At 37.8% G+C, this 18,460-nt stretch carries 15 protein-coding genes and 1 tRNA gene; 9 read left to right on the top strand and 7 right to left on the bottom strand.

All coding sequences use genetic code 11. The annotated features are described in order from the left end of the window. Positions 1–104 precede the first annotated feature (104 nt). From NOX80_RS05145 to NOX80_RS05130, 4 genes are all read left to right on the top strand, one after another. Positions 105–587 (top strand): GNAT family N-acetyltransferase, encoded by a 483-nt coding sequence (locus tag NOX80_RS05145; RefSeq protein ID WP_256552248.1) that lies wholly within the window; start codon positions 105–107, stop codon positions 585–587. 43 nt (positions 588–630) lie between these two features. Further along, positions 631–1,884: an aspartate kinase gene (locus tag NOX80_RS05140; protein ID WP_256552247.1), complete on the top strand. Its 1,254-nt coding sequence runs from the start codon at positions 631–633 to the stop codon at positions 1,882–1,884. 130 nt (positions 1,885–2,014) lie between these two features. After that, positions 2,015–5,437, top strand: a complete 3,423-nt coding sequence (locus NOX80_RS05135) for a hypothetical protein (protein WP_256552983.1) — start codon at positions 2,015–2,017, stop codon at positions 5,435–5,437. A 126-nt stretch (positions 5,438–5,563) separates the two neighbouring features. Then, positions 5,564–7,120, top strand: a complete 1,557-nt coding sequence (locus tag NOX80_RS05130; protein ID WP_256552246.1) for a Fic family protein — start codon at positions 5,564–5,566, stop codon at positions 7,118–7,120. Positions 7,121–7,165: 45 nt separating this feature from the next. On the opposite strand, the gene NOX80_RS05125 is transcribed toward NOX80_RS05130, so the two are convergent. From NOX80_RS05125 to NOX80_RS05115, 3 genes are all read right to left on the bottom strand, one after another. Further along, positions 7,166–8,017: an IS3 family transposase gene (locus tag NOX80_RS05125; protein ID WP_256552081.1), complete on the bottom strand. Its 852-nt coding sequence runs from the start codon at positions 8,015–8,017 to the stop codon at positions 7,166–7,168. A 14-nt stretch (positions 8,018–8,031) separates the two neighbouring features. Continuing rightward, positions 8,032–8,460, bottom strand: a complete 429-nt coding sequence (locus NOX80_RS05120) for a hypothetical protein (protein ID WP_256549711.1) — start codon at positions 8,458–8,460, stop codon at positions 8,032–8,034. A 93-nt stretch (positions 8,461–8,553) separates the two neighbouring features. Further along, positions 8,554–8,627 (bottom strand) — tRNA-Ala (locus NOX80_RS05115). Between the two features lie 90 nt (positions 8,628–8,717). Between NOX80_RS05115 and NOX80_RS05110 the strand changes: the two genes are divergently transcribed. Beyond that, on the top strand, positions 8,718–9,488 hold the full coding sequence (locus NOX80_RS05110) for an enoyl-CoA hydratase/isomerase family protein (protein WP_256552245.1): 771 nt from the start codon (positions 8,718–8,720) through the stop codon (positions 9,486–9,488). A 3-nt stretch (positions 9,489–9,491) separates the two neighbouring features. After that, complete coding sequence (locus NOX80_RS05105; RefSeq protein ID WP_256552244.1) at positions 9,492–9,668, top strand: hypothetical protein; 177 nt, start codon at positions 9,492–9,494, stop codon at positions 9,666–9,668. A gap of 49 nt (positions 9,669–9,717) precedes the next feature. Here NOX80_RS05105 and NOX80_RS05100 read toward each other — a convergent pair whose 3' ends face one another. Further along, on the bottom strand, positions 9,718–10,341 hold the full coding sequence (locus NOX80_RS05100) for a 2OG-Fe(II) oxygenase (RefSeq protein WP_256552243.1): 624 nt from the start codon (positions 10,339–10,341) through the stop codon (positions 9,718–9,720). 91 nt (positions 10,342–10,432) lie between these two features. Here NOX80_RS05100 and NOX80_RS05095 point away from each other — a divergent pair, with 91 nt between their 5' ends. After that, complete coding sequence (locus NOX80_RS05095) at positions 10,433–10,885, top strand: 6-pyruvoyl trahydropterin synthase family protein (RefSeq protein ID WP_256552242.1); 453 nt, start codon at positions 10,433–10,435, stop codon at positions 10,883–10,885. 4 nt (positions 10,886–10,889) lie between these two features. Further along, positions 10,890–11,651 carry a UDP-2,3-diacylglucosamine diphosphatase gene (locus NOX80_RS05090; RefSeq protein ID WP_256552241.1) on the top strand — a complete coding sequence of 254 codons (762 nt, stop codon included), beginning with the start codon at positions 10,890–10,892 and terminating at the stop codon, positions 11,649–11,651. Here NOX80_RS05090 and NOX80_RS05085 read toward each other — a convergent pair. The 3 genes from NOX80_RS05085 to NOX80_RS05075 form a co-directional block, all read right to left on the bottom strand. Next, positions 11,645–12,100: a hypothetical protein gene (locus NOX80_RS05085; protein ID WP_256552240.1), complete on the bottom strand. Its 456-nt coding sequence runs from the start codon at positions 12,098–12,100 to the stop codon at positions 11,645–11,647. The two genes, NOX80_RS05090 and NOX80_RS05085, sit on opposite strands and share 7 nt — an antisense overlap. Positions 12,101–12,214: 114 nt before the next feature. Continuing rightward, a complete protein-coding gene (locus NOX80_RS05080) occupies positions 12,215–13,165 on the bottom strand; it encodes a bifunctional riboflavin kinase/FAD synthetase (protein WP_256552239.1) in 951 nt (316 codons plus the stop codon). A 171-nt stretch (positions 13,166–13,336) separates the two neighbouring features. Next, positions 13,337–15,415, bottom strand: coding sequence for a T9SS type A sorting domain-containing protein (locus NOX80_RS05075; RefSeq protein WP_256552238.1), 2,079 nt, complete (start codon positions 15,413–15,415; stop codon positions 13,337–13,339). A gap of 325 nt (positions 15,416–15,740) precedes the next feature. Here NOX80_RS05075 and NOX80_RS05070 point away from each other — a divergent pair, with 325 nt between their 5' ends. Continuing rightward, on the top strand, positions 15,741–18,428 hold the full coding sequence (locus NOX80_RS05070; RefSeq protein WP_256552237.1) for a zinc-dependent metalloprotease: 2,688 nt from the start codon (positions 15,741–15,743) through the stop codon (positions 18,426–18,428). Positions 18,429–18,460 lie beyond the last annotated feature (32 nt).

The raw sequence follows: 18,460 nt of genomic DNA, 5'->3' as shown, positions 1-18,460 counted from the left end.
ATTAATTAGAGTTGTTGTTGTGTTTTCGAGTACAAATATCGCTATTTTTGTGCAATGCGAATATATATTATTCCCGTAATAACAAAACGCTTAATTTTCAAAAAATGAATATCCGAGAAGGACAAAAAGAAGATATGCCGGCCGTACTGGAACTGATCCGTGAACTGGCCGTGTTTGAGAAGGAACCTGATGCTGTAGTTGTAACCGCAGACGAGTTGATTCGGGACGGTTTCGGAACCGAACCGCTTTTTAAAACTTTTATCGCAGAAGTGGACCACGAAATCGTTGGCATGGCTCTTTTTTACTATCGTTATTCCACCTGGAAAGGAAAAACCATCCATCTGGAAGATTTAATTGTAAGTGAAAAAATGCGCGGTACCGGTTTGGGACATGCTTTGTATTCTGAAGTAATTCGTCAGGGACAAAAAGACAATGTTCGCCGTATCGAATGGGCCGTATTGGACTGGAACCAGAATGCGATTGATTTTTACGAAAAATCCGGAGCCCGGGTTTTAAAAGACTGGTATATCGTACAAATGGACGAAGCCGGAATTACTAATTTCACAAATAGCTTACAGCACCGTTAAAGTTGCTGTAGTCACCATATTATTTATGTCTAATTTTTAAACAATGAGAGTATTCAAATTTGGCGGTGCTTCTGTAAAAGATGCCGGTAGTATTAAAAACGTATATGACGTTTTGCAAAAAGTAGGTTTTGACGATGTTCTTTTAGTTGTTTCGGCAATGGGAAAGACCACAAACGCTTTAGAAGTAGTAATAAAGCACTACTTCGATAAATCTCCGGAGCTGAAGGCTTCCATTCAGGAAGTCAAGAAATACCACAATCAGATTTTACTGGATTTGTTTGAAGATGAAAAACATGAGGTATTTACTGCTGTAAATCGCCATTTTTCGGATATGGAACATTTTCTGGACATCAATAAATCGCCGAATTACAATTTTGTATACGATCAGATTGTAAGTTACGGGGAAATTGTATCCACTACCATTCTTAGTTATTACTTTAATCATGCCGGAATCCGCAATCAATGGGTCGACGTACGTAACCTCATCAAAACGGATAACACCTATCGTGATGCTATAGTTAACTGGGAATTGACACAAAAAACGATTTCCAAAAACATAAAAAAGAACGTCCTTAATATTACACAAGGATTTTTAGGATCAGACGAAAACAATTTTACCACAACATTGGGACGTGAAGGTTCCGATTATACGGCGGCGATTTTTGCCTATTGTCTGAATGCCGAAAACGTAACGATATGGAAAGATGTACCGGGTGTTTTAAATGCCGATCCGAGGTATTTTGAAAATGCAGTTCTGTTAAATCAGATTTCTTACCGCGAAGCAATCGAATTAGCTTTTTACGGCGCTTCGGTCATTCACCCGAAAACCTTACAGCCTTTACAAAAAAAAGAGATTCCGTTATTTGTAAAATCGTTTATCAATCCGTTATTACCGGGAACCAGTGTTTCAAAAGGCGCCGATCTGGAACCGCAAACCTCTTGTTTTATCGTAAAGAAAAACCAGTTATTGATTTCACTGTCATCGATTGATTTCTCCTTTATTATGGAAGAAAACATCAGCGAAATTTTCGGATTATTTCACCAATACAAAGTAAAGGTAAGCTTGATTCAGAATACAGCTATCAGTTTTTCCGTTTGCATTGAAGACAAATTCAATCATTTTAATGAATTAAAAGCAACCTTGTCCAAAAAATTCAAAGTAACCTATAACGAAAATGTTTCGCTATATACGATTCGTCATTTTACAGACAAAGCCGTACAAATGGTTGAAAAAGACAAAACGGTACTTGTAAAACAAATGAGCCGTGAGACGATGCAGATTGTCACTATAGAATAAAACCATCTTAAAACCATTAAAAAGAATCTATTACAACCTTCTTTTTAATGGTTTTTTCTTTTAACATCTCCAGCTTTTTAAAATTTCAATTGAAATTACACTACTTTTGGCATTTTGGAGTTATATCTGTATGCTGAAAAAATGGATTTTGATTTTGGTATTGTTTTGTGTTTCCGGTCTTTATGCCCAGGAAATTGAAACGCCTTATAAATCTAAAAAGGTCCTTTTTACGCAAGATACCATCGCAATTGACAATGTCAGCATCAACAAAGCCTTTTTTAAATTACTGGATAAAGCCGGTAATGAAATCGATACAACTTATTATACGGTAGATTATCCGAAGGGGAAATTATATTTCCGGAATAATTTTAAAACGGAAGACACATTAACCGTCCGTTATCTGAAATTTCCGGAGTATCTGACTAAAAAATACAGTATTTACGATCCGTCACGAATAGTCAGCAACGGAAGCGGTCAGCAATTATACACGATTAAAAGAGAAACGGTTAACAATTTCAAACCTTTCGACGGATTGAATACGTCCGGAAGTATTACCCGAGGCATTACTGTCGGTAATAATCAGAATACCGTATTAAATTCCAATCTTGACTTACAAATCACCGGAAAGATTTCCGACAAAGTTAGCTTGCGCGCTTCCATACAGGACAGCAACATTCCGTTACAGGAAGGCGGTTACTCTCAAAAGCTAGATGAATTTGATCAAATTTTCATTGAATTATTTTCCGATAAATGGAGTGTTCGTGCAGGTGATTTATTTTTAGAAAATCGTCAGTCACGGTTTTTAAATTTCAACAAAAAAGTTCAGGGATTATCCACTCATTTTACTTTTGGCGACAGTGGCGGTAAAACTGATGTCTTTGCAGCCGGAGCTTTAGTACGCGGTCAATATACCCGAAGTACTTTTGTTGGCCAGGAAGGCAATCAGGGACCTTATAAATTAAAAGGTCCTAACGGCGAATTATACGTATTGGTTATTTCCGGTTCCGAGCGGGTTTATGTAAACGGAATTCTTTTGAAGCGCGGAGAAAGCAATGATTATGTTATCGATTATAATGCCGGAGAAATCCGTTTTACTTCCCTATTTCCGATTACTTCTGAAATGCGTATCAATATCGAATATCAGTATACCGACCGAAACTATACGCGATATGTTGCTTATGGCGGCGTAACGCACGAACGCGAAAATTGGAGTGTCGGCGGATTTGTTTATTCGGAAAGCGACATTAAAAGTCAGCCGTTACAACAAAACCTCTCGGCCGAACAAATTCAGATTTTAAGTGAAGCCGGCAACAATCCGGATTTAATGAATGCACCATCAGCTTATCCTGACAGTTATTCCGAAAACAAAATTCTTTACAAAAAGGTCATTGTTAACGGAATTACAACTTATGTGTATTCCAACAATCCGCAGGACGAATTATACAATGTCCGTTTTACATTAGTCGGCAACAATCAGGGAAACTATATTCTTGTCAACAATCAGGCTGTCGGACGAATTTACGAATATATCGCTCCTAATAACGGCACTCCGCAAGGGAATTATGAACCGATTGTTCGACTTGTGGCACCGACAAGTATTCAGATTGCCACTTTTCTGGGAAAATACAATCCCAGTGAAAAAACTTTAGTTGATTTTGAAATCGGATTAAGCAATAACGACAAAAATCTATTTTCTTCCGTTGATGACCAGGACAATCAGGGACTTGCAGGACGCTTTAACGTTAAACAGCGATTATGGTCCAAACGATGGGAAGTAGACGCTTTTGCCAATTATCAGTTTGTTCAGCAAAAGTTCAAAACCATCGAACGTCTTTTCAACATTGAGTTCGACCGTGACTGGAACCTGACCAATCCGATCGGTGATCAAAGTTTATTGATTTCAGGTCTAAATTTCCGTTTACCGCAAACAGCACAATCCCGTAATAACGGATTTGCGCGCTACCAATTGGAAAAACTGGATTTTTCCGAAAGTTTTTCCGGAACCCGCCATATTGTAGAAGGCCAGTTTCAATTGCAAAACTGGGCATTCCGCAATAACAGTAGTTTTCTAAATAGTAGCAGTAATTATTCTACTTCTCAATTTATACGAAGTAATACACAAGCCAAATATCACATCGGAAAAAATTGGGTCGGTGGTAGCGTACGTCTGGAAAACAACGAAGAGAAAGTCAAAGAAACCGGTCAGTTTACAACTTTAAGTCAGCGTTTTAAAGAATTCGGTGCATTTATAGGTCGAGGCGACAGTACAAAAGTGTACCTGGAACTTGGTTATTTACAACGTACCAATGACAGTTTACAAAACGGATTACTAACTAAAGTGAACACTTCCCGTTCTTACTATCTTAAATCCCGTTTACTTCAAACCGAAAAAAGCGACTTATCCTTATTTGTGAATTACCGAAACCTTAAATATGAAGATCCGGCACGGGAAAGTGAACCTTCATTAAATTCCCGTTTACTTTATAATGATCGTTATTTTAACCAACTGATTCAGGTTACCACTGCCTATGAAACCACCTCCGGAAGAATTCCGCAACAGGAATTCACCTATCTTCAGGTCGAAGCGGGACAGGGAATCTATATGTGGAACGATTATAACGGAAACGGCATTCAGGAACTGGAAGAATTTGAGATTGCACAATTTCCCGATCAGGCTAAATATGTCCGGATATTTTTACCAAACCAGATTTTTATCAAAACGCATCAAAACAAATTCTCACAATCGATAACCTTGAATCCGAATCAATGGCAAAATGAAACCGGATTTAAAAAGCTATTATCTTATTTTTATAATCAGACCTCGTTTATAGTCGACAGAAAAATCATTCGTAAAAGTGACAATTTTGATCTGAATCCGTTTTTCGGAAAGGATGATGATTTACTTGGTCTTAATTCCAGTTTCCGAAACAGTTTATTTTACAACCGCGGTAAACAGGATCATTCCGTTACCTATACTTTTTTAACCAACAAGGCAAAAAACTTATTATCGGTCGGATCACAAGAGAACACCAATAGTTCGCATCAGATTCAGTATGCGCATCTTATCCAAAAAATATGGTTATTCGGTTTTAGCGGTAAGACAATCAAATCCAATACTTATTCGGAAAATTATGCAAGCCGAAACTTTGAATTAAAAGGCTATCAATTGGCGCCAAAAGTATCGTATTTATTCTCCAAGAATGCCAGTTGGGATGTATTTTACGAATATCAGATCAAGGAAAACAAAATCGCCGATTTCGAAACATTAAACCAACAACGTATCGGTACTTCTTTTAGCTATGCTTCCGACAAACGTTTTACGATCAACGGTGAATTTTCGTATTATCAGAACAAATTTACCGGAAACGAACTATCACCGGTTGCCTACCAAATGTTAGAAGGCCTACAAGCCGGCGAAAACTTAACCTGGCGATTACTTTTACAAAAAAACCTGACACAATATCTGGATGTCAACCTCAACTATCAAGGTCGAAAAAGCGAAACCAGCCAAACGATTCATACCGGAAATATACAATTACGGGCTTATTTTTAATACCGGAAACGGATAAATCACAAAAAACCAAGCTTTACATTTACTAATTTTAGTACATTTACATTTACTAGTTTTAGCACGTTCACATTTACTAGTTTTAGCACCGTTATTTAAACGTACTCAATTATGGCAACACCCAAAGAACGTTTTATAGAAGCACTCACTTTTTTAAAGGACATACAGGACAAAGGTATTGTTGGTATTCACACCGATACTATTCCCAACACAAAATACCGTCAGCTACTTCTAAAGAAAGGTTTTATCAAAGAAGTAACTAAAGGCTGGTATATCGCTACTGATCCAAACGAAAGAGAGGGCGAAACAACTTCCTGGTATAGTTCGTACTGGGATTTTATTGTACAATTCCTTAATCGGAAATACGGAAATGATTGGAGCCTTTCAGCCGATCAGTCATTACTTATTCACGCTGGTAACTGGACAATTCCACAACAATTAATTATCCGGACTCCACAAGGCAATAACAAACCTACCCCATTACCTCATAATACATCATTATTCAACCAAAAAGCAGAAATACCACCAGTTGAACACATAGAGATACAAAAAGGTGTCCGAATATATAATCTACAATCAGCACTTATTTATAGTTCTGCTACTTTATATAACCATAACGCCATTGACACCCGTACGGCTCTTTCCTTAATACGGGATGCTTCGGAATTATTACCCATATTATTAGCAAAAGGGCATACAACTTTAGCCGGACGTCTTGCCGGTGCATTCCGGAATATCGAAAGAGAAAAAATAGCCAATCAGATTATAGAAACTTTTAAAGACGCCGACTATGACATTCGCGAAGAAGATCCGTTTGATAGCAAACTCGCCATTCAATTACCTTCTCGTGAACGTTCACCATACGCTAACCGTATCCGCCTGATGTGGCAGGAAATGCGCGAGGTAGTTATTGCTGATTTTCCTGTCTCTCCGGGTCATATCACAGATTACGAATCCTACCTTAATGATGTCGATCACATTTTCGTTACTGATGCCTATCACTCGTTGTCTATCGAACGCTATAAAGTAACCCCGGAGCTAATTTCAAAAGTAAGTAGCGGTGAATGGAATATAGAAGAGAATGAAGCAGATCGTCGACAACGGGACGCAATGGCAGCAAGGGGCTATTTTCAGGCATTCAATGAAGTTAAAAAAACAATTGAAAGCATTTTACAAGGAGCTAATCCCGGAACACAAGCCGATTTAGACCATTCCAAATGGTATCGACAATTATTCGATCCCAGCGTGGTTGCAGGATTACTTCAAGCTACCGATCTAGCCGGATATCGCAATCATCAAGTATATATCGGCAATTCGAAACACGTTCCTCTTAACGTAGATGCGATGCGTGATACTATGCCTGTATTGTTTGAGTTACTCGAAGAAGAAACTGAGGCATCAGTAAGAGCAGTATTAGGACACTTTATTTTTGTTTTTATTCATCCCTATATGGATGGTAACGGAAGAATCGGTCGATTTTTAATGAATGTTATGTTAGCTTCCGGAGGTTATCCCTGGACCGTTATCCCGGTAGAAAATCGGGAGGAATATATGCAAGCTCTTGAAAACGCAAGTGTCAATCGGAATATTACCCCTTTCGTAAGATTCCTCAGCTATTTAGTTGAAGAAGGATTAAAAGGTAAAGCAGTAGCGGGACTACCTGACTAGTCCTAAAATAACGATACAGGATTAATACTAGTAAAAATAGCTTTTTTAGACAGAAGTAGCTTCCGAGTTACTTCTGTTTTTTGTTTTATAAGTTTTTATTTTAATACTTCTTTGTAAATGCATTTGATTAGGTGTTAGCATATAGTTTGACCAATGTGGTCTAATCTGGTTATATTTTTTAATAATCTCATCTATGAGTTTCTTCATTAAATATAGTTCAAGATGATAGGTATCAATTCTAAACTCTTGTTTTAATATTCCGTTTATTCTTTCAGCCACTGCGTTTTCATACGGATCTGAGTTTTGTGTCATACTGCATTTTAGACTGTATTTCTTTAATAAATACTGATACTCATCCGAACAATATTGTATTCCCCTGTCTGAATGATGTATCAATGATTCAGACTTAAATATCCTATTCTTACGAGCCATTTTTAAGGCTCTGATACAGCCTTGTGTACTGAGAGAATCAGATACATCATATCCCATTATCTTTTTTGAATAGGCATCAGTTATTAAACTCAGATAACAAGGCTTTTCTCGTTTTCCAATATAGGTGATATCTGATACCCACACTTGTTCCGGCCTTGTAATATCCAGCTCTTTTATCAAGTTAGGATGTTTTCTAAAACGATGGTGTGACCATGTGGTAAGATGATAACTCCTTTTGGGGTGTATCAATAAATGATTAGCTTTTAAAATAGAAAAAAACTTATCTCGGCCTACTTTTAATGCTTTAAGTTCAGTTATAAGAATATGATACAGTTTACGTGTTCCTAACCGAGGTTGAGCTATACGTTGCTCTTTTACAAGTGTTACAACCTGTTCTGCCAAGGTTCTTCTGAATTTAGCGCGCTTAATACTTCGATAATAAACCTGCCTGTTTATCCCGAACAAACCACAGGTAAAACTTATGTTTTCCTGCCTTTTTTGACTAAAGGATTGGATTGTCCGGGAGGTAAGTTTTTTCGAATATCGATATTGTATTCCTTTTCCGCAAGGTCTATCATCATATCAAAAATAATAGCTTTAGAATCAGAAATATGGTTTTGTTTTTCAAGCTGGGCTTTCTGCTTTTCCAAAAGTTTTACCTTGGCTTCAAGCTCCATAATTCGTTGTTCTGGTGTCTTTGGCATATTTGATGGTGTTTGGTTCTCCCAATCAAAGTTACCATATTTTCTGAGCCAATTCACAACTGTGGACCGTGCCTGGATACCATATTTCTTCTGGGCTGCATAAGTTGACAATTCTCCCGATTCAATTTCCTTTGTAATCTGAATCTTTAAACTTAAGGAGTAGTCTTTTTGGGTACGTTTAACATAAGTGGTTTGTTTTTCCATAATAACGCTTTTTTTTGTATCGTTATTTCAGGACGAGACAACCTGATAAATAAAAAAACCTGTACAAGTTTGTACAGGTTTTTACTTTTCAAGTGGAGAAGATGGGGCTCGAACCCACGACCTTTTGGCTGCCAGCCAAACGCTCTAGCCAACTGAGCTACATCCCCGTTTGATTTCGGGTACAAATATAGCTTTTTCGGGGAACCTACCAATATTTTGCTGTAAAAAGTGTAATTTTAAGGCAAATTATTTTACGCATGACAACTGACAGACAAAACGGTTCTTTATATACCAAAATTGAAAACAAAATCGCCTTTGTTGAATTCGGTCATCCGGCCAGCAACTCCTTTCCGGGCGAATTATTACAACGTCTTACCAATGAATTAAACTCTTTAAGCAGCAATCCGGATGTATCGGTAATTGTTTTAAAAAGTGAAGGTAACGGTGCTTTTTGTGCCGGTGCTTCCTTTGACGAATTATTAGCCGTTTCCAACCTGGAAGAAGGCGCTACGTTCTTTTCCGGTTTTGCCAATGTGATCAATGCGATGCGCAAATGTTCGAAATTAATTATCGGGCGGATTCACGGAAAAGCCGTAGGTGGCGGTGTCGGATTAGCAGCAGCGTGTGATTATGCTTTAGCAACGGAACAAAGTGCTATCAAACTTTCGGAACTGGCAATCGGAATCGGTCCTTTTGTAATTGAGCCTGCCGTTTCCCGTAAAATCGGGAAAGCCGCTTTGGGTGATATGACCTTAGCTGCTCACGAATGGAAAAATGCGTATTGGGCTCAGGAAAAAGGATTATATGCGAAAGTTTTGGAAAACGTTGCTGATCTTGATAAAGAGCTTGACATTTTCGTTTCAAAATTAGCAAGCTATAATCCGGATGCATTAAACGAAATGAAAAAAGTATTGTGGGAAGGAACCGAAAACTGGGATACGTTATTATACGAACGTGCCGGAATTTCCGGAAGACTGGTGTTATCGGATTTTACCGTAAATGCTTTGAATCAATTTAAAAAGAAATAAAAAATGGCGTTATTCTTTTTGCTACAACAGATCAATATTGAAGAAAAAATCCAAAATGCACCGGATAAAAATTATGAAACCGGCGTATTTATCGGTTCATTGATTCCTTTTGTAGTACTGGCTTGTATCGCTTACTTTATGTATTACCGAGCCAAAAAGAGAAATAAAAGCAACTCCTAACTATTTTCCACACCTGACAGGTTTTAAAAACCTGCCAGGTGTAATAAAATTATCGGGTTTTCAACCAACCGGTGATACTTAATCGCGGTTGTTTTACCGGTTTTACTTCGTGCTCCAGAATCTGACTTTCGAAAATCACCATTCGTCCTTTAACCGGATAAATTGTTTCCGTAACTTCTTCTCCGTCTTTATTCAGATAAATAGCCAATTCACCGCCATATTCCGGCTGCCAATCCTGTTCGTTTAAGTAACATACAATTGACAATTTTCTTCGACTGTCATTTTGAAACGTATCAAGATGTCTTTTATAAAAGGTTCCCTCCGGATAATAGGCATAATGAAATTCCTGGTCCCGAATCCCCATAAAACAAGTTCGGTTCAGGTATTCTACAAAATCATTAACCTTATCAAAAAAAGCTTTTTCAGCCGCATTGCTTTCCGCTTCATTTAACCAATGAATAAAATCGCCGCGAATTGCCGTTACAATTTGTTCGTTGATCTGGTTACCGATCGCTGATTTTTTAAAATGATCTTCTTCGTATTTTTGCAGTAAACTTCCGCGTAAGGCAATTACCTCATCATCAGAAAAAAAACAATCCGCAATGCTGAATTGTTGGCTTAACAAATCGTCTATAATTTGTTCGTATAGTGGATTCAATTGAAAATCGCTCATACAGTGTTATAAAGTGTGAACAAATATATGACAAAAGTGAAATTCGATCGCTTAATTTTATTTACTAAATTTGCAATCTAATTTCTACAGGATGAGTAACATCAGAATAACCAAACAATTTACTTTTGAAACCGGTCATGCTTTATATGGCTATGACGGCAAATGCAAAAACGTTCACGGACATAGTTATAAATTATCGGTAACGGTAATCGGAACTCCGATAACTGATGCTTCGAATGTAAAGTTTGGTATGGTTATCGATTTCGGCGATCTGAAACGTATTGTCAAAGAAGAAATTGTTGACATTTTCGATCACGCTACCGTTTTCAACCAAAATACACCACACATTGAATTAGCCAACGAATTAAAAAACCGCGGCCATCATGTGATTTTAGTTGACTACCAACCTACCAGTGAGAATATGGTAACCGATTTTGCCGACAAGATAAAGAAACGTCTTCCGGAAAGCATCCGGTTACATTCCCTGAGATTACAGGAAACGGAGACTTCTTTTGCTGAATGGTATCAATCGGATAATCTGTAGTTATATGAATATTCCTTTAGACATGAAAATATACTTTGCTTCCGACCAACATTTTGGTGCACCCACTGCTGAAAAAAGTTTTCCGCGGGAACAAAAATTTGTAGCCTGGCTTGATCTGATTAAAAAAGATGCCGAGGTCCTTTTTCTTTTGGGTGACCTTTTTGATTTCTGGTTCGAATACAAAACAGTTGTTCCGAAAGGCTTTGTTCGTGTTTTGGGCAAACTGGCTGAATTACGTGACAGCGGTATTCAGATTTATTTTTTTGTCGGCAATCATGACCTTTGGATGTACGATTATTTTGAAAAAGAATTAAACATTCCGGTTTACCATACACCACAGGAGTTCACCTTTAACAAGAAACTTTTCCTGATTGGCCACGGCGACGGTTTAGGTCCCGGTGACAAAGGCTATAAAAGAATGAAAAAAGTTTTTACCAATCCTTTTTCAAAATGGCTTTTCCGCTGGTTACATCCGGATTTAGGTGTCCGACTGGCGCAATATCTTTCGGTAAAAAACAAATTGATTTCAGGTGCAGAAGATGTAAAATATCTGGGCGAGGAAAACGAATGGCTGGTACAATATTCCAAAATGAAACTACAAACAAAACGGTATAATTATTTTGTTTTCGGCCACAGACATTTACCGCTCGAAATCACACTTTCCGAGACGGCCGAATATATTAATCTGGGTGACTGGATCAGTTATTTTACCTATGGCGTTTTTGACGGTGTCACTTTCGAATTAAAGAAATTTACAGATCAATGATGATGTGGTCTGGGTTTTAATACTTTTCCGTGCCAATATTGCATTAAAAGAATACTACCCACTACAGAAGAAGCGATTCCTTCAAACAATAGTCCGATACAATATTCGTTTACTTTCGGTTTTCCACCCACAAACAGGAAGCCATCTGAAAGTCTGGTCAGATACGTTTCACCGCCTCGAATATGGATATAGATGATTAAGGCAATAATACTCGCCACAATCCCGACAACACAAGTTTTAAAGCTGGAAATAATGTTGTTCAGATATTCCGTATCACCTTCTCTGTAGTTTTCCTTTATGGTTCTATTCGCACCATAAAGCACAATGAATACGTTAAATACCCGCAAATATAATTTATCAGTCAATCCCAATAATTCCATAACGAGGAAATACAATGCGATTCCGATAAAAATAACCATCCCGTTTTTAAATTCTTTAGACTTAAACATAATCGTAAATTTTAAAGTGAGACATGGAGTTTGTTTTCGAAGTCAAAACTATTTCAACTTCAAACACTTATCAAATTTACAAAAATTTAAGTCCGGTTATTTTAATTTCGCAACTTAATCGTTAAAGTACTCGATTTTTCCTTCCAAGAAATACGCTTTAGCCGTTTCTTTATCCAGTGCTAATTGTTTTTTCAATTCATCGAGAGAAGGGAATTTTTTCTCATCTCTGATTTTTTCATAGATTGCCACGTTAAGTTTTTTTCCGTATAAATCACCGTCGAAATCCAGATAATTCACTTCCACTGTCAAAGCCACACCATCAACCGTTGGTCGCACTCCGATATTCATCATTCCCGGCACGAATCGACCGTCAATTATTGAAGACACTATATACACACCATTTTGCGGAATCAACTTATATTCTTCTTCAATTTTAAAATTCGCCGTAGGAAAGTTAATCGTCCTTCCCAACTGGTTTCCTTTTACAACCGTTCCGGTAAAGAAATAATCATAACCCAAATAGGCATTCGCCAATGCGACATTGCCTTCCGCCAGCGCATTTCGGATTTTGGTTGAGCTAATCGATACATCATCAATTTCCTGAGCCGAGATTTGTTCCACTTCAAAACCATATTCCTTTCCAAAACGAATCAGATCATCAATAGTCGCTGTTCTGTTTCTTCCGAAGCGATGATCATATCCAATGATAATTTTGCAGATATTAAATTGATCTACCAGGATATTTTTCACAAACTCCTCAGCCGTTAACCGGGAAAAAGACTGGTCAAACGGATGAATAATCAGATTATCAATACCGAATTCCCGTAATAAAAGCGTTTTCTCATCAATCGTATTCAGTAATTTAATATCCGAATCCTGCTGTAGCACCATTCGCGGATGCGGAAAAAAAGTAAGCAATAAACTCTCCGCCTGTAAATTTTTACTTCCGGCTATTACTTTTTCCAATATACTTCTGTGTCCCAAATGAACACCATCAAACGTTCCCAGTGTTACTACCGTTCTGGTATCCGTTTTAAATTCCTGAATTGATGAAAATACTTTCAATGGATTAATTTTGATTGGCAAATTTAAGCGTTCCCTTTTACATAAAAAAAGAGGATTGTAATAAAACAATCCTCTCGATTCGAATAATCCGGAAATTGATTTTATTTTTTCCGGTATTTTAACATTTTAAAAGGAAGCAGCACTCAAAATTACCACTACTACTTTATGTTTTTAGTTTTTAATAAACTTAATCGTTTTCACGCTATCCGCTTTATTGATTTTAATAAAGTACACGCCGTTGCTTAAACCAGCTGTATTAACCGTTAAATCGTTAGCTGTAACTTTATTTTTCTGCAATACTGTTTGTCCCAGATTATTATAAACCATATAACTATCAGGTAGTTCAAATCCTTCCGGCACTACAATATTTAAAACTTCTTTAGCAGGATTCGGGTAAACCGACAATGCATTTAGCAGTGTGAAATCATTTGTTCCCAAAGCATTAATACGGAAAGCTTTTGATTCTGATGCTCCAAACTGACCTCCGGTTGCAATCACTGCACCTGCCGGTGTTTCGATACGGTAATATCCGTTACCATAATCACAACAGAAACCATCTTCATACTCATCAAGAACTGTAAACGTATAACAATCATTACTAGCCAATGTCCAGTTTTGTGTTATTAATGCCGGCATATTCGGAGAAGCATCCGGATAACCGCCACCTTGATAAAGCGTAGTTCCGGCACTATTTTTCAAAGTCCAACTTGTTTCTGAACCCCATCTGTCCAATTGCAGTTTAAACACCACCTGATTGGTTTCATAATTATTTGGTGTAGAAGGCGCCACAGTTCCTGTTGCATTATTATTTGATGCTCTTTGATCCGCTCCTCCATTGGCAGTAGCCACACTTACCGTAAAAGGTACAGTCGCCGTTACCGTAACCGGAATTCCTACAATTGCATAAGCATTAGGCACCAAAGAACCCGTCCAGTTATATACTGTACTTGCTCCTCCGTTTACCGTATAATTCAATCCAACAGAAGTAAGTGTACTTGTTCCGCGGTTATACAACACCACTTTACGAATTGTTTGTGTTCCGGTTCCACACTGGGCTCCTAAAACAGCAGTACAATCTGTATCCAATGTCACCTCAGCGTCATTAGCAAAAAGCGGAATCGGTTGATCTTTAGTCGAAGTTCTTAAATCAGCTCTTCGCAATGCATTCGTCATGACAGCAGTAATTCTTGCCTTTTGGTTATTGGTAAAAATATTCATACAAGAATCGTCTGTATAATCCATATAATTCTGGATCATATCCAATCCGGGACTTGACGGACAAGAATCTGTTCCAACAGGACATTCGAAGTTAGCATCAGAAGCCGCAGGTGTATCCAGACAGTAATCGTTAAAACTATCCGTTGCATTTACCACACAACTACTAGTATCGCCCCAAATATGACGTAATCCCAACCAGTGACCCACTTCATGCGTCATGGTTCTACCTTTATCATAAGGTGCTTCTAAAATAAACGTACCGTCATTATAATCGGAACTACCAAAAGTAGAATAATTTGAAACCACTCCATCAGTATTTGCAGGGCCTTCATCCGGATCCAATCCACCTAATCCAGAGTTTGACGGAAACTGGGCATATCCCAAAAGCGTTGCATCAGTAAAGTTTACCGACCACATATTCAGATATTGAGACGGATTCCATATTGTTCCCGGCTTTAATATCATTTCAATATCATCTTCCGACCATGACTCCTGACACATATTCACACGATGAATACCGTTAGTCGGGTTTCCGTTCGGATCCTGCTTTGCCAAAGCAAACTGAATCATCGTATCCGCTCCGTCAGGATTTGTATTAAAACCCGGAGTTCCGGCTAATCTTCGGTAGTCATTGTTTAACACCGTAATTTGCGACATCACCTGAGCGTCAGTAATATTAGGAGCAACTCCCAATTGTTGGCCACTGTGAATTACGTGTATTACCACCGGAATTGTAATTACGCCTCCAACTTCCGAACGGTTGGATTTTGCCTGTTCCACCAAAGGTGCCAACCAAGCTTCAAAAGCAGCAGTAGTACTACGCTTCGGATTATTTGCTTTCAGATAATCTTCATACTCATCGGTAGCACATCTTACAAAACCGTTTTTAGGATTAACCGCCGATGAATGAGCCGGTTTACCAAAAAGTTTCGGTTCTTTTTTTCGTTGGATTTCCTGAGCAAATGTCGGAACAGAAAACATACCTGTTATAACACAACATCCCAGAACACCCAGCCATGTAGTTTTTTTCATAATATTCAGCTAAAAATTAATTAACCTACAAATCTAAGTATTATTTTTTTATAAAAAACACATCAAAACCTTCATAATACAAAATTATATACAATTTCTCAACAAAAACACTCCATTTACCGCTAATTTTTAACAAACAACAAATCGTTTTCAAACTTTAAAACATATAAAAAAAAATAAAATCATTTATCAAATTTCGTTATAATCAACAAAATCAATGCTTTTATAATGCCCATTATTGTTAAAAAAGGGAAAAATCTTTTTTTTTTATATAAATGGTGTACTTTTACAAAACTTAACTGTTTAACAACCTAAAATACCTCAGATGAAAAGAAAAATACTTTTGTCTTTCGCATCAGTGTTTGCTATGTCCGTTGGTTACGCCCAAAATGGTCAATTATGGACATCAGCAAAACAAGAAAGAGTAGTTATTTCTAAAAAAGCACAAAGAGAATCCTTTCCAACTAACTATTCTCTTTATAATTTAGATTTCAGTTCTTTAAAAGCAGAACTTTCTAAGGCACCAAGCCGTTTTTCAAACAATTCCGACGTTATCATTACTATCCCGAATGCGGAAGGAAAAATTGAAAAATTCAAAATTTACGAAGCATCAAACTTTGCTCCGGAATTACAATTACAATTCCCTGATATCCGTTCCTATGTCGGAATCGGAATCGATGATCAATATGCACAATTACGTTTGAGTATTTCTCCGGAAGGCATTCAGACGATGGTATTCAGAGCGGATAAAAAAGCAGAATTTATCGAGCCTTTTTCTGCTGATGCCAAAACTTACGCTGTATATTCTTCAGCAAGAGAAAAAGGAAAACTTCCTTTTAACTGTTCTACACCACACGAACAAGAATTAAGCAATGATTTAACGAACAAAGTTAGTTCTGCGCAACAACTTTCCAATACAGGTCAGTTAAAAACAATGCGTTTAGCATTATCATGTACAGGAGAATACACTACTTACCACGGTGGTACTGTTGCCGGAGCTTTAGCAGCGATGAACAACACTATGACACGTGTAAACGGGGTATTTGAAAAAGATCTTGCTATTCACTTAAACATTATCGCAAACAACTCAGCTGTAATCTTTACCAATGCTGCAACTGACCCTTATTCAGATGCTGAAGCAGGTGCTGACGGAGCCTGGAATTCTGAGTTACAAAATACTTTAACCAACGTTATCGGTAATGCAGCTTACGATATCGGACACTTATTCGGTGCAACCGGTGGTGGTGGTAATGCAGGATGTATCGGTTGTGTTTGCGTAGACAACTCTAAAGGTAGCGGTTACACATCGCCAGCAGACGGAGTTCCTATGGGAGATACTTTCGACATTGATTACGTAGCACACGAAATGGGTCACCAATTAGGAGCGAATCACACTTTCTCTCACAACATTGAAGGTTCAGGTGTAAACGTTGAGCCGGGTTCAGGATCATCTATTATGGGATATGCCGGAATTACAAACTACAACGTTCAGCAACATTCTGATGATTATTTCACTTACAGAAGTATTCTTCAGATCCAAACTAACATGGCAACAAAATCTTGTCCTGTTACTACTCCAACCGGAAATCAAGCACCGGTTATCAACGCAGGTTCAAACTATACTATTCCAAAAGGAACAGCATTCGTATTAAAAGGAACCGGTAGTGATCCGGACGGAAATCCGATTACTTATAACTGGGAACAAAATGACAGCGCTACTTCTGCTAACACAGGAGCAAACAGTGTGGCTTCACCAACAAAAACAACCGGACCAAACTTCCGTTCAGTAGCACCATCTGCTTCACCTGTGCGTTATATGCCGGCGTTTAGTACTGTACTTCAGAACACATTATCTTCTACCTGGGAATCTGTAACTGACGTAGCCAGAACATTCAACTTTACCTTAACCGGAAGAGATAACGTAGCTAACGTAGGACAAACAAATACATCTTCAATGGCTGTAACTGTAAGCGGTACTGCAGGACCATTCAAGATTTCATCTCCGGCTAATGACAACATTTCCTGGACACAAGGTACCTCACAAACCATCACTTGGGATGTAGCCGGTACTACAGCTAACAATATCAATACAGCTAATGTAAACATCTTATTCTCTAGTGATAACGGTGCTACATTTACAACTTTAGTGGCTAACACTCCAAACGACGGATCAGAAGTAATTACAGTTCCAAACGTAACATCTCCAAACTGTAGAATTAAAGTAGAAGCTGTAGGAAACATTTTCTATGCGTTATCAAAAAATATCGCAGTAGGATATACTATTACTACAACTTGTAACACTTATACTGCTAATCCGAATACTACAATTGCGGCTCAAAACCCGATTGCATGGCAAATTATGGGTTCAGTAAACGTTCCGGATAACGTTACGATTTCTGACCTTAACTTAAATGTTAACATTACACACACCAGAATCAACGATCTATACATCGGTTTATTAAAACCAGGTGCTACAACTGTAGGTGAGATCCGAATTGTATACCAACAAGGATGTTCTACTCTATTCAGTAACATGAATACTACTTTTGATGACTCAGGAGCGAACTTAAGCTGTGCGGGTATCAACAACCCTGCAAATTCATACAAGCCGTTAAACACATTAGACATTTTTAACGGACAAAGTTCAGCTGGAGCATGGAGATTAGTTATTGCTGACGTAGCAGCGGCTAACAACGGAGTATTAAACAGTTTCGGAGTTAACATCTGTAGCAAAACGGTAACACTTGGTAACGAGAGTTTCAACTTACAGGATTTCAACATCTATCCTAACCCGAACAACGGTAACTTCAATGTTGAATTTAAATCAAGCTCAAACAATGAAATCAAAGTGGTTGTTCACGATATCAGAGGTAGAGAAATTTTCAACAAATCGTATCAGAACAGCGGGTTATTTAACCAGAACTTACAGTTAAGTAATGTTCAATCCGGAATCTACTTAGTTACGGTTCAGGATGGCGACAGAAAAGAAGTACGAAAGATTGTTATAGAATAATAACATAAAAAAAGCCTCAGAAATACCATCTG

Origin of the sequence: Flavobacterium cerinum, from assembly GCF_024496085.1 — a bacterium.
Lineage (GTDB): Bacteria > Bacteroidota > Bacteroidia > Flavobacteriales > Flavobacteriaceae > Flavobacterium > Flavobacterium cerinum_A.
The sequence above is the reverse complement of the archived record's forward strand: the minus strand, read 5'-3'. Positions and strand labels throughout refer to the sequence as shown.